This window comes from Bradyrhizobium sp. USDA 327, assembly GCF_041262065.1.
In the GTDB taxonomy this organism is placed as follows: Bacteria; Pseudomonadota; Alphaproteobacteria; order Rhizobiales; family Xanthobacteraceae; genus Bradyrhizobium; species Bradyrhizobium liaoningense.
In genome coordinates, this window is sequence record NZ_JBGCCW010000001.1 from 91279 (window position 1) to 114786 (window position 23508).

General features: G+C 61.0%; 18 protein-coding genes and 7 pseudogenes. 17 read left to right on the plus strand and 8 right to left on the minus strand.

Annotation, left to right across the window (positions count from 1 at the left end):
- Window positions 1-34 precede the first annotated feature (34 nt).
- Window positions 35-436 (plus strand): annotated as a pseudogene (locus ABIA42_RS00435) (TrbI/VirB10 family protein); the annotation flags it as partial.
- Window positions 433-723, plus strand: coding sequence for a DUF2274 domain-containing protein (locus ABIA42_RS00440; protein WP_011084496.1), 291 nt, complete (start codon window positions 433-435; stop codon window positions 721-723). The pseudogene ABIA42_RS00435 and the gene ABIA42_RS00440, both read left to right, overlap by 4 nt.
- On the opposite strand, the gene ABIA42_RS00445 is transcribed toward ABIA42_RS00440, so the two are convergent.
- Window positions 720-1034, minus strand: a complete 315-nt coding sequence (locus ABIA42_RS00445; protein ID WP_095426902.1) for a hypothetical protein — start codon at window positions 1032-1034, stop codon at window positions 720-722. The two genes, ABIA42_RS00440 and ABIA42_RS00445, sit on opposite strands and share 4 nt — an antisense overlap.
- Window positions 1035-1041: 7 nt before the next feature.
- Window positions 1042-1803, minus strand: coding sequence for an IS6 family transposase (locus tag ABIA42_RS00450; RefSeq protein WP_109866564.1), 762 nt, complete (start codon window positions 1801-1803; stop codon window positions 1042-1044).
- Between the two features lie 174 nt (window positions 1804-1977).
- Here ABIA42_RS00450 and ABIA42_RS00455 point away from each other — a divergent pair, with 174 nt between their 5' ends.
- The 4 genes from ABIA42_RS00455 to ABIA42_RS00470 all read left to right on the plus strand — a co-directional run bounded on the left by ABIA42_RS00455 (window position 1978) and on the right by ABIA42_RS00470 (window position 4263).
- Complete coding sequence (locus ABIA42_RS00455; RefSeq protein ID WP_014498007.1) at window positions 1978-2166, plus strand: hypothetical protein; 189 nt, start codon at window positions 1978-1980, stop codon at window positions 2164-2166.
- Window positions 2167-2491: 325 nt separating this feature from the next.
- Entirely contained in the window at window positions 2492-3847 is a 1356-nt protein-coding gene (locus ABIA42_RS00460; protein WP_038937402.1) for an aspartate aminotransferase family protein, read from the plus strand.
- A 78-nt stretch (window positions 3848-3925) separates the two neighbouring features.
- Window positions 3926-4156, plus strand: a complete 231-nt coding sequence (locus ABIA42_RS00465; RefSeq protein ID WP_244651854.1) for a dTDP-4-dehydrorhamnose 3,5-epimerase family protein — start codon at window positions 3926-3928, stop codon at window positions 4154-4156.
- A complete protein-coding gene (locus tag ABIA42_RS00470) occupies window positions 4066-4263 on the plus strand; it encodes a dTDP-4-dehydrorhamnose 3,5-epimerase family protein (RefSeq protein ID WP_018648901.1) in 198 nt (65 codons plus the stop codon). Before ABIA42_RS00465 ends, ABIA42_RS00470 begins: the two co-directional genes overlap by 91 nt.
- A 331-nt stretch (window positions 4264-4594) precedes the next feature.
- Here ABIA42_RS00470 and ABIA42_RS00475 read toward each other — a convergent pair whose 3' ends face one another.
- Both ABIA42_RS00475 and ABIA42_RS00480 read right to left on the minus strand, forming a co-directional pair.
- On the minus strand, window positions 4595-5098 hold the full coding sequence (locus tag ABIA42_RS00475) for a type II toxin-antitoxin system YhaV family toxin (RefSeq protein ID WP_071916615.1): 504 nt from the start codon (window positions 5096-5098) through the stop codon (window positions 4595-4597).
- A complete protein-coding gene (locus tag ABIA42_RS00480) occupies window positions 5095-5436 on the minus strand; it encodes a type II toxin-antitoxin system PrlF family antitoxin (RefSeq protein WP_014498004.1) in 342 nt (113 codons plus the stop codon). Before ABIA42_RS00480 ends, ABIA42_RS00475 begins: the two co-directional genes overlap by 4 nt.
- 300 nt (window positions 5437-5736) lie before the next feature.
- Here ABIA42_RS00480 and ABIA42_RS00485 point away from each other — a divergent pair.
- The 5 genes and pseudogenes from ABIA42_RS00485 to ABIA42_RS00505 all read left to right on the plus strand — a co-directional run.
- Window positions 5737-6149: pseudogene (locus ABIA42_RS00485) on the plus strand (transposase); the annotation flags it as partial.
- A gap of 98 nt (window positions 6150-6247) precedes the next feature.
- Window positions 6248-7624, plus strand: a pseudogene (gene istA / locus ABIA42_RS00490) (IS21-like element ISFK1 family transposase); the annotation flags it as partial.
- Between the two features lie 8 nt (window positions 7625-7632).
- Window positions 7633-8342, plus strand: a pseudogene (gene istB, locus ABIA42_RS00495) (IS21-like element ISFK1 family helper ATPase IstB).
- A gap of 201 nt (window positions 8343-8543) precedes the next feature.
- Window positions 8544-13685, plus strand: coding sequence for a Ulp1 family isopeptidase (locus ABIA42_RS00500; RefSeq protein ID WP_041960951.1), 5142 nt, complete (start codon window positions 8544-8546; stop codon window positions 13683-13685).
- Window positions 13686-14047: 362 nt separating this feature from the next.
- Window positions 14048-14369 (plus strand): annotated as a pseudogene (locus ABIA42_RS00505) (DDE-type integrase/transposase/recombinase); the annotation flags it as partial.
- A 50-nt stretch (window positions 14370-14419) separates the two neighbouring features.
- Here the strand turns inward: ABIA42_RS00505 and ABIA42_RS00510 are convergent.
- Complete coding sequence (locus ABIA42_RS00510; RefSeq protein WP_011084508.1) at window positions 14420-14677, minus strand: WGR domain-containing protein; 258 nt, start codon at window positions 14675-14677, stop codon at window positions 14420-14422.
- A gap of 569 nt (window positions 14678-15246) precedes the next feature.
- Between ABIA42_RS00510 and ABIA42_RS00515 the strand changes: the two genes are divergently transcribed.
- Window positions 15247-15468, plus strand: a complete 222-nt coding sequence (locus ABIA42_RS00515) for a hypothetical protein (protein ID WP_014497999.1) — start codon at window positions 15247-15249, stop codon at window positions 15466-15468.
- A 524-nt stretch (window positions 15469-15992) separates the two neighbouring features.
- Here the strand turns inward: ABIA42_RS00515 and ABIA42_RS00520 are convergent.
- Window positions 15993-16337: a hypothetical protein gene (locus ABIA42_RS00520; protein WP_011084509.1), complete on the minus strand. Its 345-nt coding sequence runs from the start codon at window positions 16335-16337 to the stop codon at window positions 15993-15995.
- 276 nt (window positions 16338-16613) lie between these two features.
- Here ABIA42_RS00520 and ABIA42_RS00525 point away from each other — a divergent pair, with 276 nt between their 5' ends.
- From ABIA42_RS00525 to ABIA42_RS00535, 3 genes are read left to right on the plus strand one after another with little or no spacing between them, the layout of a single operon-like run.
- Window positions 16614-16868 carry a transposase gene (locus ABIA42_RS00525; RefSeq protein WP_231088542.1) on the plus strand — a complete coding sequence of 85 codons (255 nt, stop codon included), beginning with the start codon at window positions 16614-16616 and terminating at the stop codon, window positions 16866-16868.
- A gap of 19 nt (window positions 16869-16887) precedes the next feature.
- Complete coding sequence (tnpB, locus tag ABIA42_RS00530) at window positions 16888-17244, plus strand: IS66 family insertion sequence element accessory protein TnpB (protein WP_011090953.1); 357 nt, start codon at window positions 16888-16890, stop codon at window positions 17242-17244.
- A 53-nt stretch (window positions 17245-17297) separates the two neighbouring features.
- Window positions 17298-18845 carry an IS66 family transposase gene (locus ABIA42_RS00535; protein ID WP_109866563.1) on the plus strand — a complete coding sequence of 516 codons (1548 nt, stop codon included), beginning with the start codon at window positions 17298-17300 and terminating at the stop codon, window positions 18843-18845.
- 213 nt (window positions 18846-19058) lie between these two features.
- Here the strand turns inward: ABIA42_RS00535 and ABIA42_RS00540 are convergent.
- Window positions 19059-20060 (minus strand): annotated as a pseudogene (locus tag ABIA42_RS00540) (type IV secretory system conjugative DNA transfer family protein); the annotation flags it as partial.
- Window positions 20061-20330: 270 nt separating this feature from the next.
- Here ABIA42_RS00540 and ABIA42_RS00545 point away from each other — a divergent pair.
- Window positions 20331-21395, plus strand: coding sequence for an IS630-like element ISRj1 family transposase (locus ABIA42_RS00545; protein WP_039156390.1), 1065 nt, complete (start codon window positions 20331-20333; stop codon window positions 21393-21395).
- A 47-nt stretch (window positions 21396-21442) separates the two neighbouring features.
- On the opposite strand, the gene ABIA42_RS00550 is transcribed toward ABIA42_RS00545, so the two are convergent.
- Entirely contained in the window at window positions 21443-23239 is a 1797-nt protein-coding gene (locus tag ABIA42_RS00550; RefSeq protein WP_095427044.1) for a recombinase family protein, read from the minus strand.
- Here ABIA42_RS00550 and ABIA42_RS00555 point away from each other — a divergent pair.
- A pseudogene (locus tag ABIA42_RS00555) lies at window positions 23126-23477 on the plus strand (DDE-type integrase/transposase/recombinase); the annotation flags it as partial. The gene ABIA42_RS00550 and the pseudogene ABIA42_RS00555 overlap by 114 nt on opposite strands.
- Between the last annotated feature and the right edge of the window lie 31 nt (window positions 23478-23508).

Genomic DNA, 23508 nt, shown 5'->3' on the forward strand with positions numbered 1-23508 from the left:
AGCGCGCCCACGCCAGTCAGATCATCGCCTAAAAAGCGGCCGTGCGGACGGCCAGAGTCGAATCCTCTTGGTCTGGACTCGCATCATCATACCGGACGGCAACTCGATCGTGCTGGAGCGCCAGCCGGGCGCCGACAGTGGTGGTTATGCCGGACTCGAGGACGATGTCGACAACCACTGGGGCATGCTATTCAAGGCCGCCGTTCTCTCGACCATGCTCAGCGTCGGAGCAGAGGCGGCACGAGCCAAATGAGAACAACCTCGTTCAAGCGATCCGTAGCGGTGCGTCCATCAGCATCAGCCAGACCGGCCAATTGGTCGTGCAGCGTCAGCTCAACATCCAGCCGACGCTGACCATCCGGCCAGGTTTCCGGTCCGCGTGATCGGCACGCGCGATTTGGTGCTGGCGCCCTACAGCAATGGAGGAGCGCCATGACGAAGCTCAAGCTTGGGCCGCTTGAAGACGACAAGCCAGTCAAGCTCACGACCGAGCTGCCGGCGGCGGTCTTTAGGGATCTCAGAAGCTACGCCGAGATCCTGACGCATAGCGTAGGTCTGATGACGCGGACCGAGCCTGCTAAACTGATTGCGCCGATGATCGAGCGTCGCATGGCGACCGACCGCGCCTTCGCGAAAGCACGGCGAAATACACTCAGCTCGCACCTCGGTCATAGCGTTCACGACGCAGGTCAAGAAACGGACGCAACGATGGATTGCCGTTAGCTTGCCGCCAGTAAGCGCGAAAGCTGAGCACAGGGTTTGCCGGTTCGGGAAGGCAAGGCGTCCAGCCATAAGAAGTATTGGCCGAACAATTCGGTCGTCAAATCGGCCGGCGCCTGAACCCTGCCGCTATCGGCGAGAAAGCGGGCAAAGAACTTCAGTGCTTTCCAGCATTGGTGACGCGTGCTAGGTGACGACGATGCATGATGCCCCCGGAACGCCTCGGCATAGGGAGCAACAAATTCGGCTGGAAGATTGGGTTGCCCGAGGTCGAACCGCTGCGCCGGTTCGCCCCACGCATCCCGGAACGGCATCGTCAACTTAATCGACCGCCGAGCCGAAGGCGGCGATTCTCAGAGGTCGAGATTCGGCGATAGCGCTTGTCATGGAGATCTCGCGCCAAGTCGCAAAGGCTCGCTCGCGCGAAGCACGACGGAAGTCGGCGGTGGCGGCTCCGGCATAGGGGATGTGGAAAAGGTTCGCGACCTGATCGTGAACGGACAGAAACCGTTGAGCCTGACGGGACGATTTGAAGCGCGTCATGATCCGCTCGCGTCGCCGCGTCGGCTGATGAGAATTCTCGGCCCGATTGTTGAGAGCTTTGTGCTGGCGATGTTCGACGTGAAAGCCCATCTTCGCCCTCGCAGCGCCGTACGAACGCAGCTTATCCGTGATCATCACGCGCGGCGGCGTGCCGGCGGATTTCAAGAGCTTCTTCATGAGAAGCTGCGCAGCGCGCGAGTCTCTTCGGCGCTGGATCAAGACGTCGAGAACGAAGCCATCCTGGTCGACAGCGCGCCAGAGCCAATGTTGTTCGCCCGCGATCGAGATAACGACCTCGTCCAGATGCCATTTGTCACCGCGGGCGGGAGCGCGCTGGCGGATCCGATCGGAGAACGGCTTGCCGAATTTCCGTCCCCACTGGCGCACGGTTTCATAGGTCACGCCAATGCCACGCGCCGCCAGCATTTCCTCGACCATGCGCAAGCTTAAGGGAAACCGGAAATACAACCAAACGGCATAGCTGATCACTTCCGGTGGGAAGCGATGGCGGCGATAAAGAGGGGCCCGGGCGGTCGGCATGCCGGTCGTCTACCCCATCGGCCACCCCTATTCGTTAACTTGACGGTGCCGGTTGGGAGTGAGCCTACAAGCTTTGGCAGGCGACCAACTCAACGAGTTAAGGTATTCTGGGGCAAACTCGGTCGCAGATCACCGCGCAAAGCCGGGACACCGACCAGATCAAGGAGATCACTGATGGCCCACAAGAAACTGGTCAATCAGAGCGGGTTGTTGCTTACAGTGTTACTCATCACGCGTGTTGGCTCGGAGCCCAACCAGTCCGTGACGACGCGCGGCAGCAGCTGGGATAACGTGCTAAACACACATGACACGCTGGCCTTTAGCGGAGCGGACGGCCTGAACGTGGTGGGCTCGAATACGTAACCGCGGTCCACGGCGCTACGACCACCGACTCTCTACGGCCTGAACGCCGCCGGCAGTTTGATGGAAGCTCCCGTCGGCGACTAACGCGTCCCGGAAATCCGACGCTTTGTCGTGCTGAACATCGTCACCTTTCTGTGATCACTTCCAGACAGTGCGTCGCGCCGCCAGTTAAGCCTGTGGTCAGGCATAGGCAAAAGCGAATCCCTTTAAAGCGATCGTCAACGACGACTATCGCAAGGCCCAGAGAAGCCGGAAACGGACCGGCGCTTCCCCACATGATGCTCCGGTCCCTATCCAATTCTGAACCGATGATGTGACGCCGACCATGCTGCCCAGTTCTCAACAGGCCCGAGATGTGGCCTATCAGCTTCACGCCTATACCAACGCGCGGTCGCACCAACGGGCCGGGCCGCTCATAATTGAACGCGGCGAGGGCCCCTACGTCTTCGACACGGCAGGAAAACGCTACCTCGATGCGATGGCCGGTCTCTGGAGTGCGGGTCTTGGCTTCAGCGAAAAGCGGCTTATCGAAGCCGCGCATCGCCAGATGCAAATCCTGCCATTCTATCATACCTTCGCATCACGATCGAATGGGCCTTCCATCGCGCTTGCCGAGAAGCTGGTGAAGATGTCTCCGGTGCCAATGAGTAAGGTGTTCTTCACAAATTCCGGCTCGGAAGCGAACGATACGGTGTTGAAGCTGATCGCCTATCGATCGAATGCAGCGGGCCAGCCTCAGCGCAAGAAGGTCATCAGCCGGTTGCGCGGCTATCACGGCGTCACGATCGGTGCGGCAAGCCTGACCGGATTTCCAGACAACCACCGCTCTTTCGATCTGCCGCTCCCCAACATTATGCACACGGGCTCCCCCCATTTCTACAAGGACAGCCGTGCGGGCGAATCGGAGGAGACCTTTGCTACGCGTCGGGCCGAGGAGCTCGAGTCGCTGATTCAGCGCGAAGGTGCCGATACCATTGCAGCATTCTTCGGTGAGCCTGTCATGGGCGCGGGCGGCGTCATCGTTCCGCCGCCGACTTACTGGGACAAAATTCAAAGTGTGCTAAAAAAGCATAGCATCCTTTTGGTCGCTGATGAGGTGATTTGCGGCTTTGGCCGGACAGGAAAAATGTTCGGTTGCGAAACCTACAACATCGCGCCCGATGTAATCGTGGTGTCGAAGCAGCTCACGTCCAGTTATTTTCCGTTATCTGCGATCATAATGAATGACTACATGTTCGAACCAATCGCGGACGAGAGCAATAAGGTTGGACTGCTGGCTCATGGCTTCACGGGCGGTGGTCACCCGGTCGGAGCCGCCGTAGCGCTCGAAAACCTCAAACTCATCGAGGAGCGGGGTCTGATTGCGAACGTTGGCCGCATCGGGGCCTACATGCAGGAACGGCTGCGCACGCTCGTTGACCATCCACTCGTTGGGGAGGTCCGTGGCGTTGGCCTTATTGCGGCAATCGAGCTGGTGCTGGACAAGAAACGGAAAGTCGCCGCTACTACTCCGGGCGATGTTGGCAGCATTGCGAGCCGGTTGCTGCACGAGCGAGGGATCATCGTGCGGAATGTAGACGATGCATTGTCGATATGCCCACCTCTGATCGTCAACAAGGATCAAATCGACGAGCTCATCGACGGGATCACGGGCATGCTCCACGATCTTAAGGCGATGTAGTTAATTGTCGCGAGCCTCACTAGCGTTCACTCAACTCCGCTTAGTGCGCCGCGAGTCCGATTGTCTGGACATCCATCAATGAGGGGCAAGGTGCTCGACCTCGCGGTCGACGTCCGCGTCCGGAGCCCGAATTTCGGACGCTACGTTGCCGTCGAATTAAGCGAGCATAACCGGCGGCAACTATGGGTTCCGCGCGGATTCGCGCACGGTTTCGTTGTGTGCTCTCAGAGACCGCGGACTTTTTCTACAAATGCGATGATTTCTATAATCCGGAGAACGAGGTTTCGATCCGCTGGGACGACCCGGTGATCGGTATAAACTGGGGTATCAAAAAGCCGTCGCTCTCGGCCAAGGACGCGGCCGCGCCGCTGCTTGCCGACATCCAAAACTTCCATTGTACGGGCGGATACTGGTGACGGGAACCCGCGGGCAGGTCGGAGGTGCATTGATGCCCGCAGGTAAAGGGGATCGAGGCTGAAGTATTGGAAGGTTGAGGAACACGAACCGGTTCACCCGCATCGGAGGGCTGAAATGTCGCCTCCGTCTACACGGCTTAACAGGTGGAATGCTGATGATGATGTCGCCGGACAGTCGGCGCATTCGCCGCTGCCTTTGGGCGTAGCCGACAGCTGGATGGTGGGCATTTCACGGACTCTTCCTGGCCGAATCGTGTCTCTCGCTGCAGACCGGTGCCGGCGGCGCGGGCCGGATCAGCGGGCGGTCGCGGCCGAACGAGGCCAGCTGGGGTCATCTCCCGCGCGTCGAGCGCGATAGACGCGTCTTGGATTCGCCAGTCGAGGCCGCGGCTACGAGTTCGTTCCACGAGTCCGGCGGGTTTCCGCGGTCCAGCATCTTCCTGAACACGGCGTAGGCGTCGTTCGCGCTCTCGTAGGCGCGCAGCGTCGAGTCGTCGTTCACCCAGGCGAGAACGATGATCTTGGCGTCCGCCGATTGCTGATAGCGGAAGAACAGGCGGAACTGCTGCAGCAATTTCGCGCGGAACCAGTGCTTGTACTCGTCGCCGAGAGTGCCGCCCTGCCGATAGACGTCACGCGTTGGGTCACTCGGAATGTCGTCGAACGCCACCTTCAAGACAGCCGACAGGAGCTTCGCGGCGCGCTTCTTCTTGTATCCCTTCGGATCCTTCTTGCGCGCCTTCTCGACCCCCGCGATCATAGTCTCGAACTGGTCGAGAAATAGCGGATGGGCGTAGACCGTCCAACCGTTAACCCCGAAGGTGTCGTCGCTCACGTATCGTCTTCCGGCAGCGCCGCGTCGAGATCGACCTTAACACCCTTGACCAAGCCCTTGCCGCGCGCGACCAGCGACTTCGGCACCGGCCGGATCCGGGCTGGCTCGCTCCCCATGTCGCGGGCCAGGAACGCGAGGAACGTGCCGATCACCGGATCGCCGTGGTCGGCGCTCAACTGCTTCTTCGCGATCACAACGGTGCCGTCAGCGAGCCCCCGAAACACGACCTGGTCGCGCTTTCCCAGGGCCAGCATTTTGCGGATGGCGGCGGGCACGGTCGTCTGGCCGCGGTCTGTGATGGTCGCGGGGATCTCGAGGATTTCGGCGGTCTTGGCCATAGCGGCTCCTTGCGTCGTCACGACATCCCAATGTAATGCATCTGCATTGTAAGTCAAGTCTGCCTGGGTGCCTCGAGATGGCCGCAAACTGGCGATTCCGCCGTCTGGTGGAGTTGGCGCTGAAGCTCAACGAGAATGATGCACAATTGCCCGCCTCCAATGCCGCTGCTACAGCTGTGGCTCGGGGGTCTGCGCGAATGAATGGAAACTATAGAGCTGGCCCCGCAAATTCGGACAGTAGCTTGAGTGGATTTTCTGCCTGACAGCGGCGAGGATTCTTGCTGCGAATCAGGAGCGAAGATGACGAATAAGAGCCGCCGGACGCATTCTCCGGCATTCAAGGCGAAGGTTGCTTTGGCTGCGGTCAAAGGAGACAAGACACTGGCGGAGCTGGCGCAACTGTTTGATGTTCATCCGAACCAGATCACGATCTGGAAAAACCAGCTCCTGGAAGGCGCCGCCGGCGTGTTTGGGCATGACAAGACATCGGCCGAGACGCCGGTCGATTTGAAGGCGTTACATGCCAAGATCGGCGAGCTGGCGTTGGAAAACGATTTTTTGTCCGGCGCGCTCACCAAGGCGGGCCTGCTGAGCGCAAAGCGATGATCGACCGCGGTCATGATCTTTCTATCGTGCGCCAGGCGAAGGTCCTGAAGCTGGCTCGCAGCACGGTCTACTATGAACCTCGGCCAGTTTCGGCCGAGGACTGCGCGTTTCGCGGGATCGTGAGCAAGGCTTTCGGAGCCTTGCAGCGCTTCGGCCGACAACTCAACCGGCTTAGGGATGACCTCGTGGTTAACGAGGAAGTCCAATGCCTACCCAGAGATTGTCGATGCGCCGGATCAAGGAAGTCCTTCGGTTAAAACATTTTCAAGGCCTGCCAGAGCGGGCCATCGCGCGGAGCGTGGGCGTCAGCAACGGCGTTGTGCACAGCTACCTGAGCCGCGCCCGCTCTGCTGGGTTGAGCTGGCCGCTTCCGGAGGGAATGACCGATGAAGACCTGGAGCTTTTGCTTTTCCCGGCCCCACGACCAGCGTCTCAGAGCCCGCAGCGGCCGGTGCCCGACTGGAGCTACATCGATAAAGAGCTCCGCCGGCGCAACGTAACCCGTCGCCTGCTCTGGGAGGAGTATCGCGCCGTTAATCCCGACGGTTTCGGGTACACGTGGTTCTGCACTACCTACGAGGCCTGGAAGGGGCGGGTCCGACCTTCGATGCGGCAGATTCATCTGGGCGGCGAGAAGGTGTTCGTGGATTTCGCCGGCGACACCATCGACATCGTCGATCCCCTGACCGGGGAAGTGCAGCCGATGAAGCTGTTCGTCGCGGCGATGGGCGCTTCGAACTACACCTACGCCGAGGCCTGCCCCAGCGAGAGCTTGGCCGACTGGATCCGGGCCCACGTCAACTTGTTCACGTTTTTGAGCGGAACGCCGACGTTCGTGGTCTGCGACAACCTCAAAGCCGCCGTCAGCAACCCCGACCGCTACGATCCCGGCCTCAATCGCACTTATGCCGAGATGGCGAGCCATTACGGCACCGCCATTCTCGCCGCACGGCCGCGGCGCCCAAAAGACAAGGCGAAGGTCGAGGTCGCGGTGCAAATCGCCCAGCGCTGGATTCTGGCCCGGCTGCGCAATCAGCGCTTCTTTTCCCGGGCCGAGCTCAACGCCGGCATCAAGACACTCGTCGACGAACTCAATGCTCGTCAAATGCGTGGCTTCGGCTCAAGCCGCGCCGAACTGTTTGCCGAACTCGACAAACCCAAGCTAACCCCGCTGCCAGATCAGCCTTATGCCTTCGCACGCTGGAAGCGCTGCCGCCTCGCTCCCGATTATCATGTCGAGGTCGACGGCCATTGGTACTCCGCGCCGTATCGTCTGATTGGCGAGCTGGTCGATGCCCGTATCGACGATCGGACGGTCGAGATCTTCCACAAGGGCCAGCGGATCGCCAGCCATGCCCGCGCGCCCAACCGACGCGGACACACCACCATCGCCGACCACATGCCCAGCGCCCATCGCCGCTACGGCGAATGGACCCCCGCCGCGGTGATCGCCGCCGGCGAGCGGATCGGTCCTTCGACAGCAGCGTTTTTCCAGGCCGTGATCGACGCCCGGCCCCATCCAGAACAAGGCTTTCGAACCTGCCTTGGCATTCTGGCGCTCGTCAAAAGCTACGGCGCCGACTGACCGGAATGGCCAAGGCCTTCGAGGAGCAGCGCCGATCGCCCGATCTCGAAGCCCTGCCGTTCGAAGATCGCATCGGCCTGTTGGTCGACCGCGAAGCCGCCGAACGCGACACCAGGCGGCTCACCACGCGCCTCAAGATCGCCGCACTGCGCCAGACTGCTTGCGTCGAGGACGTCGATCTGCGCACCCCGCGGGGCATCGACCGCGCCGTTTTCGCCAAACTCGTCGAAGGTCGCTGGATCGATCGCCACGAGAATTTGCTCGTCACCGGGGCAACCGGCCTGGGCAAAAGTTGGTTAGCCTGCGCGCTCGGCCACAAGGCCTGCCGCGACAACCGATCAGTCCTCTATCATCGCGTTCCAAGGCTGTTCGAGGCGCTCGCGCTCGCGCGCGGAGACGGACGCTACGCCCGGCTCCTCAAAAGCCTCGGCCGCGCTCAGCTTCTGATTTTGGATGATTGGGGACTATCGGTGCTCACCGCCGCGGAACGCCGCGATCTGCTCGAAATCCTCGAGGACCGACATGGCCGCGCATCCACCATCGTCACAAGTCAGCTCCCGTGGACACCTGGCATGGAGCCATTGGGGACCCCACGGTCGCCGACGCCATTCTCGATCGCCTCGTCCACAACGCCCACCGCCTCCAGCTCACCGGAGAAAGCATGCGAAAACGCAGCGCCAAAACCATCACCCTTGACGGCCAACCAGAACACTGACTCTATCTCCCATCGGCCGTAGCGGGCTGCTCACGATCGTCTGAATTCAGTGCTCACGATCGCGCGAAATCGATGCACACGATCCGTGAAATCCGCAGATGCTCCCGGTGCGGGTCTATCGAGGGCTGTAAAGGGTGGTTTGTTGCTGATCGCCAGCATGCCAGATCGAAGCCCTGGTTCATATTTTGAAAGTGAGAACGGATGGATTTCCCCTCGACCAAGCGGGTGCGTGAACAATCGGACAGCACGGGCCCGCAAGAGAGCTCACCCGCGGCTCCGTCCGCAGCCGCGGCGACCTTTGAGCGGCAATTGAGCGAGATCGGCAGTTCAGGTGAAGGTGATGGAGCAATGCCGGCCGCCTCGACGCCGCAGCCGGCTCAGTCAAAAGGGATTCTGAGAAGGCTCAGCAAAAGCCCCCTTTATTCCCAGGATGCTCCCCTTATTTTGGGGCTTGAGAAGGCCCTCATCAAGGGCGGGGCCGCCAAAGGCACCGCACGAAATAATCTATATTCTCTTCGCAGCTTTGGCCAGTGGCTCTTCGCAAATAACAAAGATCCCATTGCTGCTCGGCTCGACGACGAAGAGTCGCTGACCGTTGATGCGCGCGTGTTCGAAAAGCGTCCCGCGACACTCCTTAGGGCAATAGACCATCTCAGGACCTCGCGGTCGACGGGCGGAATCGTGCCGATCGCAGGCCGCACTGAGTTGCATCCTTATCCCCAGGACGCAGCTCTGATCGAAGGGTACAAAAACGACGCAGCGACAGATACCGGCAAGAAGGATGCAAGCAAGAATGCAACTGCTCTTCGCAGTTTCAGCGACTACCTGCGTGAAAACAGCAAGAAGGGCATTGCTGCTCGTCTTTCAGACGAGGCGTTGGATGGAGATGTCAAGAGCTATAAGAGGGCCCCCGGTGCTGATTCAAGGATCGGTGCCGCTCTGGCTCATCTCCGAAAATCGCAGGCGGGCGCTAAGGCGATGGAGCTCGAGCGCCATATTGATTCCGAAGACGCGGCCCTGAAGGAGTCGAGGCAGGTCGGCGACGCTGCTGCGCAGCACAGTTCGTTGCAGAAAGCTGGCAGTTGGCCAGAGGAATTGCTTCCTGCGGAAGGCCATGATCAGAATTTGCTTTTGGGTCCGATGGACGAACCCGGCCCGCCGTCCTCGGCGCCGCAACCGGCTCAGTCAACTGGGGTTGCGATAGGGCACAAGAAGCGGCCTCTTCATTCCGAGGATGTTCCCCTTATTGCGGGGTTTGAGGAGGCCCTCCGGAATGGGAGCGCCGCCGAACGCACCGTCCGAAACTATCTATCTTCTCTTCGCAGCTTTGGCCAGAGGCTCTACGCAAATAACAAAAAGAGCATTTTTGCTCGGCTCGACGACGAAGAGTCACTGACCGCTGATGCGCGCGAGTTGTTCGAAAAGCGTCCCGCGACACTCCTTAGGGCAATAGACCATCTCAGGACCTCGCGGTTGACGGGCGGAATCGTGCCGATCGCAGGCCGCACTGAGTTGCATCCTTATCCCCAGGACGCAGCTCTCATCGAAGAGTACAAAAACGAAGCAGCGACAGATACCGGCAAGAAGGAAGAAGCCAGGAAGGATGCAACGGCTCTTCGCAGTTTCAGTGACTACCTGCGTGAAAACAACAAGAAGGGCATTGCTGGTCGGCTTTCAGGCAAGGCGCTGGATGGAGATGTCAAGAGCTATAAGAAGGACGCCGGTGCTGATTCGAGGATCGGTGCCGCTCTGGCTCATCTCCGAAAATCACAGGCGGGCCCTAAAGCGATGGAGCTCGAGCGCCATATTGATCCCGAAGACGCGGCCCTGATGGAGTCGAGACAGGTCGGCGACGCCGCTGCGCAGCACAGTGCGTGGCAGAAAGCTGGCAGTTGGCCAGAGGAATTGCTTCCTGCGGAAGGCCACGATCAGGATTTGGGCCGGATGGACGAACCCGGCCCGTCGTCCTCGGCGCCGCAGCCGGCTCAGTCAACTGGAATTTTGATAGGGCACGACAAGCAGCCTCTTCATACCGAGGATGCTCCCCTTATTTCGGGGCTTGAGGAGGCCCTCCGTAATGGGAACGCCGCCGAACGCACTGCCAGGGGCTATGTACGTACTCTTCTCAGCTTTGGCCACTGGCTCTTCGCAAATAACAAAGATCCCATTGCTGCTCGGCTCGACGACGAAAAGTCACTGACCGCTGATGCGCGCGAGTTCATCGGAAAGGGTAATCCCTTAAGGCTTCTTGCGGCGATAGTTCATCTCCGAACCTCGCAGTCGACGGGCGGAGTCGTGCGGATCGCAGGCCGCACTGAGTTGCATCCTTATCCCCAGGACGCGGCTCTCATCGAAGAGTACAAAAACGAAGCAGCGACAGATACCGGCAAGAAGGATGCAAGCAGGAAGGATGCAACTGCTCTTCGCAGTTTCAGCGACTACCTGCGTGACAACAACAGGCCGGGCATTGCTGCTGGGCTCGGCACGTCGTTTGATGGAGATGTCGAGAGCTATAGGAAGGTCGCCGGTGCTGATTCCAGGATTGGTGCCGCACTGGCTCGTCTCCGAAAATCGCAGGCCGGCGCTGAGGCGATGGAGCACGAGCGCCATATTGATCCCGAAGAGGCGGCCCTGAGGGAGTCGAGGCGGGTCGGCGACGCCGCTGCGCAGCACATTGCGTCGCAGAAGGGTGGCAGTTGGCCAGAGGAATTGCTTCCTGCGGAAGGCCATGATCAGGATTTGCTTTTGGGGCTGATGGATGAACCCGGCGCGTCGTCCTCGGCGCCGCAGTCAACTTGGATTGTGATAGGGAAGAGGAAGCAGCCTCTTTATTCCGTGGATGCTCCCCTTATTTCGGGGCTTGAGAGGGCCCTCATCAAGGGCGGGTTCAGCAAATCCGCTGCCGAGCAGCACGGAGGTTCTCTTCGTAGCTTTAGCCGTTGGCTTTTCGCAAAAGAAAAACCGAGCATTCGTGATCGGCTCGACAATAAGTCGCTGACCGATGGCGGTGAGGTGCTCGAGTTCACCGGAGAGGGTAATCCAAAGACACTCGTTCAGGCAATCGACTATCTCCGGACCTTGCGGTCGACGGGCGAAGTGCCGATCTCACGACGCGCTAAGCTGAATCCTCACCCCCAGAACGTGGCCTTTATCAATCCCGAAGACACGGTACTGATGGAGCCGAGGCGCGTCGACGCCGCCGCTGCGCAGCACAGCGCGTCGCAGGAAACTGGCCGTCGGCCAGAGGAGCTTCCCGCGGAAGGCCGCGATCAGGATTTGCTTTTGGGGCTGATGGACGAACCCCGCTCGTCGTCATCTCTCGAGCCAGCCGCGCGCCATGACCAGGCACCGGATCCCGGAGAGCCCGACCGCCAGCAGTCCCCGGACGAGCCGATGGCTGCGCTTGCCAGGAGCAACCGCCTGCCAAGCGAGGAGGTCCTCATCAACGATGAGCATGACACAGCTGAGTTGAGGCCAGCGAAGAGGCAGAGGACCCTAAACAATCCGCAAGGCGTTGCCGGCGAGCGGCAGCTGAGCGAGATCGCCAATTCAGGCGGCCAGCCGACACCGGCGCCTACCCATCAACAGGGTACGTCGTCATGGGAGACGCAGCCGATGCTGCTGCGGAGCGGCTACGAAGATGTCACGGCGCCGCATGCGGTCGCGACGTACGTCGGGGGCGCCGCTGCGCAGCACAGCGCGCGGCAGCGAGCTGTCAGTCGGCCATTGGTCCTCCCGGAAGGTTACGATCAGGATCTGCGCTTAATGGTGGAAGACGGCCCATCGTGGCCCGAGGTTCCTCCTGAGCAGGCGCAGGACATAGTCCAAGCTGGGCAGGAACCTGCCCGGCCGACCGTGGAAGCAGCGCCAACGCACTCTGCCAGGGCTCGCTCAAATACCTACGGCGGTATTGAGGTGTCGTTTAATCCGAATTCGCCCGCATCATTTGAGTTGCGTGACAATGCTTGCAGCCCGGCGCCTGGCTTTCCGCCGCCGTTTGCCGGGCCGGTACCGGGGCATCACCAGGGCGCTCAACAGCTCGGCTCGCCGCAGGGGCTTTCTCCGGTGTCCGCCCACTCGGACGATGACGCTTTGGCGTGGTTGAGCGAGGAGCTTGCGCGGCAGATGCAAGAACCGGCATCACCATCAACTGCCAGGGCTCAGGATCTCTATCGTGGATTTAAGGCACTGCTTGATCCGGATGTGGCCGAGTTGGATGACAGTGCTCACTTTGCGCCAGCGCCTTCTGCCAGGGCTCGCTCAGACACCTACGGCGGTCTTGAGGTATCGTTTAATCCGAATTCGCCCACATCATTTGAGTTGCGCGACAATGCTTGGAGCCGGGCGCCTGGCTTTCCGCCGCCGTTTGCCGGCCCGGTACCGGGGCATCACCAGGGCGCTCGACAGCTCGGCTCGCCGCAGGGGCTTTCTCCGGTGTCCGCCCACTCGGACGATGACGCTTTGGCGTGGTTGAGCGAGGAGCTTGCGCGGCAGATGCAAGAACCGGCATCACCATCAACTGCCAGGGCTCAGGATCTCTATCGTGGGTTTGGGGCACTGCTTGATCCGGATGCGGCCGAGTTGGATGACAGTGCTCACTTTGCGCCAGCGCCTTCTGCCAGGGCTCGTTCAGACACCTACGACGGTCTTCCATTGGTTGATCTGACCGCGCCCGCACCGTCCCCATTGCGCGACGATATCGTGCGGCGGTTTCCGATCACCTCCTCCGATGCTCAGATCGGGGCGTTGAATCCGATAGCCTTGTCCCACAACCGCGGGCTGGTGCTCGAGCACACGGAATGGCTGGGCGACGAGCATATCCTCAGGGATTACCAGCTTCAGGAGCTGGATTTGCAGAGGAGCGATTCGGATCTCGCCGCCCGGACGCGGTTCGTAGATCCCCTCGAAGCGCTGCGGCTGCGCCTGGGCGCGGAGAGCGACGTGCTACGCGTATTCCATCGCATCGTCCATGATCGGCGTGATAACGATACAGCCGACTTCCTGTTGCTGCCAGTGAACGATGCCAGTGCTACGGACCGCGGCAGGCATTGGTCGCTGCTGTTCGTTGATCGCAGCAACCGGCAACGGCCTGTCGCCTATCACTACGATTCCTACGGGAGATACAACGAGACGCATGCAAGACAACTCGCAGAAAGGCTGAACCTCGCCCTGCAGCCCGCCGGCATGGCCCAGCAGCAGAACACTTATGATTGCGGCGTCTTTGTCGTGGACGGCACGCGGGAGCTGGTTAGGCAATTGGCGCAAGGACGGGAGCCAGACCAGCTGAACCTCAGCAACGTCGTTGCCAATCGGCAGGCACTGCAAGCGCGACTCAGGGGTTGATGTCGCCGTGGGCGGACCCTCGCGGCGCTTCTCTTTGAGCTTGAATGACGGCTGGAAGAAGTTCACCAGCAGGCGCGCCGCGGCGTAGAGACGTGCCATCACGCGGGCCGTCTCGCCCCCGTCGAAGCGCCCGTATCCGACGAGCCGCCGGACCACCGACAGCGCGATGCGGTTGTCGGCAAGGGCGAGCGCGCGACGCTGCGCTTCGGAAAGACCGGTCAGCTGACCGGCGCCTCGAGGAGACCGAGCTTTCGCGCGGCCAGGTATCGGCCTTCGCCCGCGATGATCGTGCCATCGCTGTCGACGAGCAGCGGGTACCGTCAAGTTAACGAATTGCAGCGGCCGAGGGGTAGACGACCGGCATGCCGACCGCCCGGGACCCTCTTTATCGCCGCCATCGCTTCCCATCGGAAGTGATCAGCTATGCCGTTTGGTTGTATTTCCGGTTTCCCAGCGGCTCATGAAGAAGCTCTTGAAATCCGCCGGCACGCCGCCGCGCGTGATGATCACGGACAAGCGTTCGCACGGCGCTGCGAGGGCGAAGATGGGCTTTTTCGTCGAACATCGCCAGCACAGAGCTCTCAACAATCGGGCTGAGAATTCTCATCAGCCGACGCGGCAACGCGGCGGATCATGAAGCGTTTCAAATCGTCCCGTCAGGCTCAACGGTTTCTGTCACTTCACGTTCCAGGCATCGTAAGTGGATCCGTAATCCCCGGGAAATTGACGAAACCTCAGACTCTCTCCTCAGCAGAGGTGTATCCGCGCCTGCGCTTGGCGCGCTCCAGCCGTCCGAATGCTTCGCCCGCTTCAGCGCTGGCATCGAAAGTCTGCACCATCGTCTGGCCGGTCGTGCCGATCCGGCCCCAGTCGCGGATCAGCGAGACCCCGCCGAACAAGGTCGGTTGGATCGAAAGCAAGTAAAACCGCCGCATGTTGCGGGTGGTGTCGATGCGGCGAAGGTGAAGCGGCCCTAGCTTAAGGTTCGGCATGCATGGATTCTCGCTTCCTGTGGAAGCGAGGTCCAATGCTTTCTATGAATCGATCAGGGCCAAACGATTCATTCTCTCGCTACATCAATTGCACCAGGCGGGTGTCTTCGGACTGTGGCGATGATGTGGAGGCTCCACGGCCCGATTTGAACCCCACCGTCTCGCGGCAAAACCGAGACCGCAGTCTGAACTGATCGAGAAGCTCACTGAATCGCGCCGGAGCTCGGTCCAAGCATTGTCGATCCAGCAGCCTCAGCAAGGTTTGAAAGCTGACTAGGTGACATCGGTGCAGCCGTTGAGCGATCGACGGAGCAATTGCGGACGAACGGGAAATCGAAGTCCGGACACGGGTGAATTATGGAATGACACCCGGGCACTTCTTTGCCGGTGCTGCTGCAGAGAATCAAGCGCGCGATGTGGTCGGACATCGCCGACCTGCGTCTGGCAGCCCGACCAACCTTATGGGGTGTTGAAGAAGCGCGCGGCCTCTTAAAGGCCGCATTCTCTGTGGTAGGGCAGTATCTGAAAGCGCGTATGGCCGCGCAACCTGAGGCGAGAGGAGGATTCCGATGTTCGAGGCTAAAGACTATCGCGTGTGCTGCCATCACTTTGTCACCCCGACCGACCGCGCCGTCTACCCGGCGCAAGAGCCCTTACTAACCTACTCTGAGGCCCTCCGGCAGGTGCAGACCGAGCAGGCCAAGGGCTACATGGTGGCCTGGGTCATCGATCGCACCGGAGCAGGCGCCACCAATGAGATTGGTGGTTCGAACGCATCGGTTCGACGTTGATCGTAAGCGCAGCTCTGGCCCTTGGATTGGCGCTTGACGTCTGTTTTGATTACGGTGTGAGCCGGCACGGCTTCCACTTTTCCGACAACGTTGACGCTGGCCTCAAGCGCCTGCCTGTCGTCGAACCACTTTTTAGAGCTTGATCACATGATCGCAGCCGCGCCGAAGATCGAAGAGGCTGCAATGCCGTTTCCACGCCGAGTCACAAGCAGAAGAAACTCAACCAGGACTCGCGCTGGTCAGCGTCATCAGAAACTGTGCACGCTCGACAGGACGATCGAGCCAGTGCGTCGAGGTCTATTCCTGCATAGGAGGACGCGGCGAGGCGGCGGGAAAGTTGGAAGGTTGGGATCCAGCAAGGTCCCGATTCGCGCGCTGTACCTCGGCGGTCCCAAACACGAGGACGCAGAGAGGTCTGTTTTGGGCGCGGGATTTTGGCTGGGACACGAGCCCGTCAGAGCGTTGCCGCCGCCGCTCTGAAATGGTCGGGAAACCTTCCGATCGTGCGAGACTCTTATCTAACCTCACTTGTGATCCGCTCCCCTCGAGACTTTTGGAAGATATCCCAACTGCCGTTCCAGAGCAGCTAAGGTTCGACGGGCCGAATCCAATCTCGCAGTCGCCTCGACCAGGTCGGCCCATGTTTTATCCGACCGTGCAACCGCCGTGGAGCCGGTCTCAAACAGGTTGTTGTTGAGATGCGGGGCCGCTTCGCCTCGCAGGGCACGCTCCAAATCGAGCAGGGTGCTCGTCAGCGCTCGATGCGCGCACGCGTCCTCTCGTTCCAGGTTTTCCGCCACGTCGAGCGCCGCACGATAGTGTCGTATCGCTGCAACGACTCTGCTCTCGAGGTCGGGCTCATCGCTCATCTGCTTTTCTCTCCACGAATCTTTGAGCAATTTGTGTCGGTCTGAACGAGCAAAAATTGTAAGCGGAGCTTTTCTCCCATTTGATTGACTGGTTTCGCTTCGGCTTTCGCTCTGCGATCCTTGGCTTGTCAGAGAGCCGAGAGGAGACTGAAGGCGATGGAACAATCGGGGGAGGAAGCCGAAGCTGATGGCTTTGTGGGGAAGCTTACGCGCCGGACGCGTTCTGGATGCCGGTTATGGTCTGCGGAGATCAAGGGGCGCGCTGTTTTCGAGAGCATGAAGCCCGACGCCCGGGTATGTGATGTCGCACGGCGTTATGGTGTGAAGGCCCAGCAGTTGACGACGTGGCGCAGATTGGCGCGTGCTGGCCGGCTCGCATTGGTCACGGACGACGCGGCGGATTTCGTGTCGATCGAGCTGAGCGATCCAGTGGCGCCAGGCAAGAGCGAGGGCCCGTCGAGATTACGATTGGCAAGGTTTCGGTCCGCCTGGATGCGGACGTGTCGGCGGTGCGGATCGCGGAGATCGTGACTGCGATCGAGCGCGGCGCATGATCATTCCGGCGCAGGGACTGCGGATTGTGCTTGCTGTGCGTCCTGTTGACTTCCGGTGCGGGCACGACGCGCTGGCCGGTCTTGTGCAAAACACGCTTGGGCTCGATCCGCATTCGGGCCTGATCGTGGTTTTTCGTTCGAAGCGCGCCGACCGGCTGAAGATTTTGCTATGGGACGGCACGGGCCTCGTTTTGGTCTACAAGCGCCTTGGCCGCGATGGTCGTTTCGAGTGGCCGCAGATCAGCGACGGCGTCATGCATCTGACGCGCGTGCAGTTCGAAGCGCTGTTTGAAGGGCTGAACTGGAAGCGAGTGGGCGAACGGATTGTCGCGACGCCAGCTGCGGCGAACTGACTCAGACCCGACAACCTGTTTCGCGCGGGGCTTTGGGATGATAGCTTGCGGATGTGCCGCCGTCCCCCATTGATCCCGCCCGTCTTGCAGCGCTGCCCGCCGATTTGCGCGCGCTCTTCCGCGCGCAGGAAGCGATGATTGAAGCCGAGCGTCGTCGCGCAGACGATGAATGCTCGGCGCGCCTTCATGTCGAGAGTGAACTGGCTGCGTCCAAAGAGAGCGTCGAACGCCTCGAACTGCTCGTGAAGGAGTACGAGCGCGCACGTTTCGGTAAACGCTCGGAGAAGTTCAATCCCGATCAGATGCAACTGGTTCTCGAGGACATCGAGATTGCCATCGCCGAAGTCCAGGAACGCCAGGACGATCGTGCGCGCCGCGCCGGCACGGCGCCGTCCAGCGGCCGGACCAGGCGCGCTGCCCGTGCCTTTCCCGCGCACCTGCCGCGCATCGAGCAGGTGATCGAACCCGAGAACCTCGAGTGTCCCTGCGGCTGCGGCCGGATGGCCCAGATCGGCGAGGATCGCTCCCGCCGTCTCGATGTCATGGCCGCCCAGTATCGTGTGATCGAGACGGTGCGACCGCGCTACGCCTGTGCAAAGGGCTGCACCGGTGTTGCTCAGGCGCCGGCGCCCGCCCATCTCGTGGAGGGTGGCATCCCCACCGAGGCGCTGCTGGCGCAGGTGGCGGTCGCCAAGTTCAGCGAGCACATGCCACTCTATCGTCAGTCGCAGGTTCTGGCTCGGCATGGCATCTTCATCGATCGCGCCGTTCTGGCAGACTGGATGGGAACGGTCGCCTTCCACCTCGCGCCGCTGGTCGAGCGCATGAGCGTCGTGATGAAGCAATCGGGCCGCTTGTTCATAGACGAGACCAGGGCGCCTGTGCTCGATCCGGGCCGGGGCCGAACGAAGACCGGCTATCTGTGGGCTGTCCTGCGCGACGATCGCGGCCACGGCGGCGCTGATCCACCAATCGTGGTCTACCACTACGCGCCAGGACGCGGTGGTGACCATGCTGAGCGCATCCTCGAGGGCTTCGACGGCATCCTTCAGGTCGACGGATACCAGGGCTATCATCGGCTCGCACGGCCCAAGCGCAAAGGCGGCGTGCCGCTGCGGCTGGCCGCATGTTGGTCCCACTCAAGGCGCAAGATCATCGCAGCGACTCCGAAAGCCGGCTCACCCATCGCCGAAGCCGTTCTCGCGCGCATCGCCGCACTCTATGCGATCGAGAAGGAGATCCGTGGCGCCGACGCCCCGGCTCGGCAAACGACCCGTAACGAGCGATCACGGCCGCTCGTCGCTGAACTCGAGAGGTTTCTGCGCGAGCAAGCCGCTCGCCTGTCGCCGGGCAGCGAGATGGGCAAGGCGATCGCCTATCTCCTGAACCATTGGGATGGCCTCACCTTGTTTCTCGACGATGGTTGCGTTGAGATGGACACCAATCCCGTCGAAAATCAAATCAGGCCGCTGACTCTGACGCGTAAAAATAGTTCATTTGCTGGTCACGACGAAGGTGGTCGTTCATGGGCGCGCATAGCTTCGCTCATCGCCACCTGCAAAATCAACAGCGTGGAGCCCTACGTCTGGATCAAAAATTAGGCGGCTTACAGGTGGCGGGCGAGATGATGCGCCGGCTCGTACGACGAGCCGAGCATCGAGCCCGGTATGCCGTCGTTGCTGGATGCGCTCCGTCTCGGCTTTCCGTTCCCAGACAATACTGCCCTTCCACGTACGCCCTTTCTTTCTCTGCCTGGGAACCAGCCGGTCGTTTGTATGCCGCCCACGTCTTTCTCATCGCCGCGTTCGCGATAATCAGCGACGCCGACCAGCGTCTCTCCGATAGAACCTGTTTTCGCCGACGCAGGCGCGCATGTCGGTGCGCCGGAACCAGATGGCGCGTCCGCATCGCAGCGGTGGATTGCCCGCAATAAAGATGACCTGCTCGTCGGTTCGCATGCGCAAGACATCATGCGGCAGCATCAGCGGCCGGCGCGCGAGCTGCTTGGACCGCGTCCGGGAGGAACCCGACGTCTGCGAGGACCGGCTCAGCTGATCGACCTCGACCGTCGTGTCGCCGCAGCGCTTGGAGATGTAGTCCGCCGTCTCGGGGTCGTTGATCGCCGAGAAGGAGATCCAGGATGCGCTTTCGAACCACTTGCTGGTGGCATCGCGGCCGCCATAGGCCTCGCGCATCTGGCCGATTGACTGGTAGAGCATCAAGAGGGTGATGCCGTATTTGCGCCCCGCATCACGCGCGGTTTCGAGAATGCGTAAGTAGCCGAGACGCGCGACCTCATCGAGTAGGAACAGGGTCCGGCCGGTCACTTCGCCATTGCGATTGTAGATGGCGTTGAGCAGCGAGCCGATGATGACGCGGGCGAGGCCGGCATGGTTCTCCAGGGTCTTCAGGTCGAGATTGATGAAGACGTCCGTCCGGCCCTCCGCGAGCTCGGCCGTCGTGAAGCTCGATCCGGACACCAGGGCGGCATAGTTGCCATAGGAGAGCCAGTGGGTTTCCTTCACCGCATTGGCGTAGACGCCGCTGAAGGTCTCTGGCGTCATGGCGATGAAGGGCGCGACATTCTCCTTCACGAATCCGGACTCGGAGTTGTCGTAAATCGTCTGAAGCCGCTGGCGCAACTTCGGCTCCGGCTCCGACAGGTTGGCGCGGACCTGGCGGAGGTGCTGATCCTTCTTTTCCGTATGACCGGACAAACAGACATCGGCGATCAACGCCGTCAGCAGTTGCAGCGCCGAGGCCCGAAAGAAGTCATCCCGCGCCGAGCCCTGGCGCGGATTGTCGGTCATGATGAACATCCCTCGTTTTGAAAAGGAAACCTCATGTCTGAAAGTCGAAAGCCCACGCACGATGCCTTCGCTGTGGCCGGTGACGGCCGAAATTCTACATGGACGCGGATCGGCGCCGCTTGGCCGAACGATGACGGCAAGGGTTTCAATATCGTGATCGCGCCCGGCTTGGCCGTTTTGGGTAAAATCGTGCTGCGCGAACCGAAGCCCCAGGCCGACCAGGAGCCTGACTAGTACCCACTTTTCTTGGAACGTGAGTCGTGATTCAAGGTCGGGATGATACCCGAAGCAAGAGAAGTCCACCTTTCGAGGAAAGATCGCAAGGTGCTTGAGGCGTGCTGTCGCTCACCGGTGACGTTGCAGCGCGATTTGAAGCGGGCGCGGATAGTTCTGTTGGCGGCGGATGGGCGCAGCACCCGGTCGATCGCCAAGGAAGTTGGGGTCCAGCCGCGGATTGTCAGCCTTTGGCGGCATCGCTATGCCGACCATGGCCTTGAAGGGCTGCAAGACAAGCCGCGGCCTGGCAAGCAGCCGATCTATACGAAGACGACCGACAAGCGGATTCTGAAGCTGCTGGATAAGCCGCCACCGCAAGGGTTTGCGCGCTGGACCGGCCCCCTGCTGGCCGAGGCGCTGGGCGATGTCGATGTCCAATATGTCTGGCGGTTCCTGCGCAGCCACAAGATTGACCTGGTGGCTCGCAAGTCCTGGTGCGAGAGCAACGACCCGAACTTTACGGCCAAAGCCGCCGATGTTGTCGGCCTCTATGTCGCGCCGCCGGCGAAGGCCATTGTGCTGTGCGTGGACGAGAAGCCCTCGATCCAGGCTTTGGAGCGAGCGCAGGGTTATCTGAAGTTGCCCAATGGCCGCGCCTTAACCGGCCAAAGCCACGATTACAAGCGGCATGGCACCACAACATTGTTTGCGGCGCTCGAAGTCGCCACCGGAAAGATCATCGCGACCCATTCAAAACGCCGGCGCCGCGTCGAGTTTCTCGATTTCATGAACAGCGTCACCGCGACTTTTCCGAACCGCAAGCTTCACGTCATCCTCGACAACCTCAACACCCATAAAAAGAACGAGGACTGGCTCAAGGCCCACCCCAACGTGCAATTTCATTTCACGCCGACAAGTGCGCCATGGCTCAATCAGGTCGAAGTATGGTTTTCCATCTTGCAGGGGCAGTCGCTCAGCGGCACCTCCTTCACGAGCCTCAAGCAGCTTCAGGAACACATCGATGCCTACGTCAACGCATACAACGACAGAGCCGAGCCCTTCGTCTGGACCAAGAAAAAGGTCCGTCAACGCCGTTTCAAAGGCCGCCGTATCACTCAGCTCTGATTCCGGGGACTAGATTCGATAACCTGTTTTGTTGAGTAGCGTGATGGTCAAGGTTGCCAAGCCCCGAGCCATGGCTCGATCGCGTCCTCGGCGGGCTTGAACACCGGGATGTGGTAGTTCGAGCGCATTGATGTGACGCGCTCGCGGGTCCAGCGATTGCCGTTGCCGGTCTTGAGGCCGTTGCGATTGAGGAGGCCGGCAATCAGATCGTCGCTGGCGATCAGCACCAGTTGACGCACGGCCTGGACGATATCGGCAGAGGTGCTGTTGCGCTGTCCGCGCCGGCGCTTCGGCAAGCGCAACTCGCTGTGGGCGCCCCCCACCCAATGGACGATGAGAACGATCTCCGAGGCCGCGTCGTCGATATCGGCCACGACCTCATGGATGAGGGTGCGCACAATGCGCTTCTTGAGGCGAGCATCCGTCGTCGGCGCATCCCAGACCGTTTTGAGGTTCGAGGCCAGAACGCCGAGCGAGACTGGATCGGCAAGGGGTGCGGGCGTGGCCGCATCATGCATGGCGATCTTGGCCTCAACCTCCGCCGCGTGAGCGAGCGCCCTGTTCCAGCGCGCTTCCAGCTCACTGGCCACCAGCCGGTTCGCGGGATCAGCGGCATCGTATTGCCGGAAAGCCCTGTCGGCGGCATAGCGCGCCGCTTCGAGGTCGCGACTGAGAGCATCGCGTACCTGATCGCGCCGTTCCCTGGCTCCCTTGGCGGCAGCGGTTGCGGCGGCGACAGCGCCCGGACCGACGACTCCAAGCAGCGATTCTTCGATGGCGTCATCGACGCGCAGTCCGCCGAAGGCGATGCAGTGGGCCCAGCCATTATCCATCCAGGCACGGTTGCAGCTGTAGCGCGGGATATGGTTCTCCATGCCGGAGTACCGGAGTGTGAGCTTGCGACCGCAGCGCTTACAGCGGATCAGACCGGCCAGCAACGCGTCACCATGGTTGGGCGCGCCGTGATGCCGACTGGTGGGAACATTGCTGCTGACCATGGTGCGAATCGCCTCGAACTTCTCCCAGCTCACATACCCTTCGTGAGTGTTGGGCTTCAGCGTCAGCCATTCGTTCCGCGCCTTGCGGCGGATCTTCAGGCTCACGCCAGCGGTGCTGTATCCCGCCGCCACAGCTGTCTTACCATAGGCATAGGCGCCGCCGTAGACCGGGTTCTCAATGATCCGGTGGATGGCAGAGTAGTTTGGTCGCCGCCAGGCCGTGTCGCCGTTGGTCTGCTTCACCGGCAGATCGAGATTGTACTCATGGAGCCAGCAGAGCGCCTGTCGCGCGCTGCCCAGTTCCTCGACCTTGTCGAACACCAGCTTGATCGCCTCCTGGACACGCCGATCCGGGTCTTTCTCATAACGGTCGCCGGCCTTCACGAAGCCGACGGGCGCTGTCACAACCAACTCGCCCCGGCGCGCCTTCTCGTAGCGGGCCGAGAGCGAGCGCTGGCGCAACAGATCCAGCTCGTACTCGTTGAGGCTGCCCTTGAGCCCGAGCAGCAGGCGGTCGTTGCCGTGCCTTGGCGCATAGATGGTCTCTTGATCGACCAGAACGGTATCGACCACGCGGCACATCTCGATGAGTTGCTGCCAATCCCGGCTGTTGCGGGCGAAGCGCGAGACCTCGCGGGCGCAAACCGCACCAACCCTGCCGAGGCAAACCTCCGCCACCATTCGCTCGAATCCGGCGCGTTGTATGCCGCCGGCGGCTGAACGACCATCTAACGACGGACAATCACGGACAAGCTCCGTTCGTACGGCGCTGCGAGGGCGAAGATGGGCTTTCACGTCGAACATCGCCAGCACAAAGCTCTCAACAATTGGGCCGAGAATTCTCATCAGCCGACGCGGCGGCGCGAGCGGATCATGGAGCGTTTCAAATCGTCCCGTCAGGCTCAACGGTTTCTGTCAGTTCACGATCAGGTCGCGAACCTTTTCCACATCCCCTATTCTGGAGCCGTCACTGCCGACTTCCGTCGTGCTTCGCGCGAGCGAGCCTTTGCGACTTGGCGCGAGATCTCCGCGACAAGCGCTATCGCCGAATCTCGAACCTTTGAGAAGCGCCTCCTTCGGCTCGCGGTCGATTAAGTTGACGATGCCCCGCTGCC

Excerpts from the sequence above, each read along its gene's own strand:
- ABIA42_RS00500 (WP_041960951.1), top strand. The coding sequence starts at position 8,544 with ATGGATTTCCCCTCGACCAAGCGGGTGCGTGAACAATCGGACAGCACG.
- ABIA42_RS00525 (WP_231088542.1), top strand. The coding sequence starts at position 16,614 with ATGAAGCCCGACGCCCGGGTATGTGATGTCGCACGGCGTTATGGTGTG.
- ABIA42_RS00460 (WP_038937402.1), top strand. The coding sequence starts at position 2,492 with ATGCTGCCCAGTTCTCAACAGGCCCGAGATGTGGCCTATCAGCTTCAC.
- ABIA42_RS00520 (WP_011084509.1), bottom strand. The coding sequence starts at position 16,337 with ATGAGCGATGAGCCCGACCTCGAGAGCAGAGTCGTTGCAGCGATACGA.
- ABIA42_RS00550 (WP_095427044.1), bottom strand. The coding sequence starts at position 23,239 with ATGAGAATTCTCGGCCCAATTGTTGAGAGCTTTGTGCTGGCGATGTTC.
- ABIA42_RS00450 (WP_109866564.1), bottom strand. The coding sequence starts at position 1,803 with ATGCCGACCGCCCGGGCCCCTCTTTATCGCCGCCATCGCTTCCCACCG.
- ABIA42_RS00515 (WP_014497999.1), top strand. The coding sequence starts at position 15,247 with ATGTTCGAGGCTAAAGACTATCGCGTGTGCTGCCATCACTTTGTCACC.
- ABIA42_RS00510 (WP_011084508.1), bottom strand. The coding sequence starts at position 14,677 with ATGCCGAACCTTAAGCTAGGGCCGCTTCACCTTCGCCGCATCGACACC.
- ABIA42_RS00445 (WP_095426902.1), bottom strand. The coding sequence starts at position 1,034 with ATGCCGTTCCGGGATGCGTGGGGCGAACCGGCGCAGCGGTTCGACCTC.
- ABIA42_RS00545 (WP_039156390.1), top strand. The coding sequence starts at position 20,331 with ATGATACCCGAAGCAAGAGAAGTCCACCTTTCGAGGAAAGATCGCAAG.
- ABIA42_RS00455 (WP_014498007.1), top strand. The coding sequence starts at position 1,978 with ATGGCCCACAAGAAACTGGTCAATCAGAGCGGGTTGTTGCTTACAGTG.
- ABIA42_RS00440 (WP_011084496.1), top strand. The coding sequence starts at position 433 with ATGACGAAGCTCAAGCTTGGGCCGCTTGAAGACGACAAGCCAGTCAAG.
- ABIA42_RS00480 (WP_014498004.1), bottom strand. The coding sequence starts at position 5,436 with ATGGCCAAGACCGCCGAAATCCTCGAGATCCCCGCGACCATCACAGAC.
- ABIA42_RS00465 (WP_244651854.1), top strand. The coding sequence starts at position 3,926 with ATGAGGGGCAAGGTGCTCGACCTCGCGGTCGACGTCCGCGTCCGGAGC.
- tnpB (WP_011090953.1), top strand. The coding sequence starts at position 16,888 with ATGATCATTCCGGCGCAGGGACTGCGGATTGTGCTTGCTGTGCGTCCT.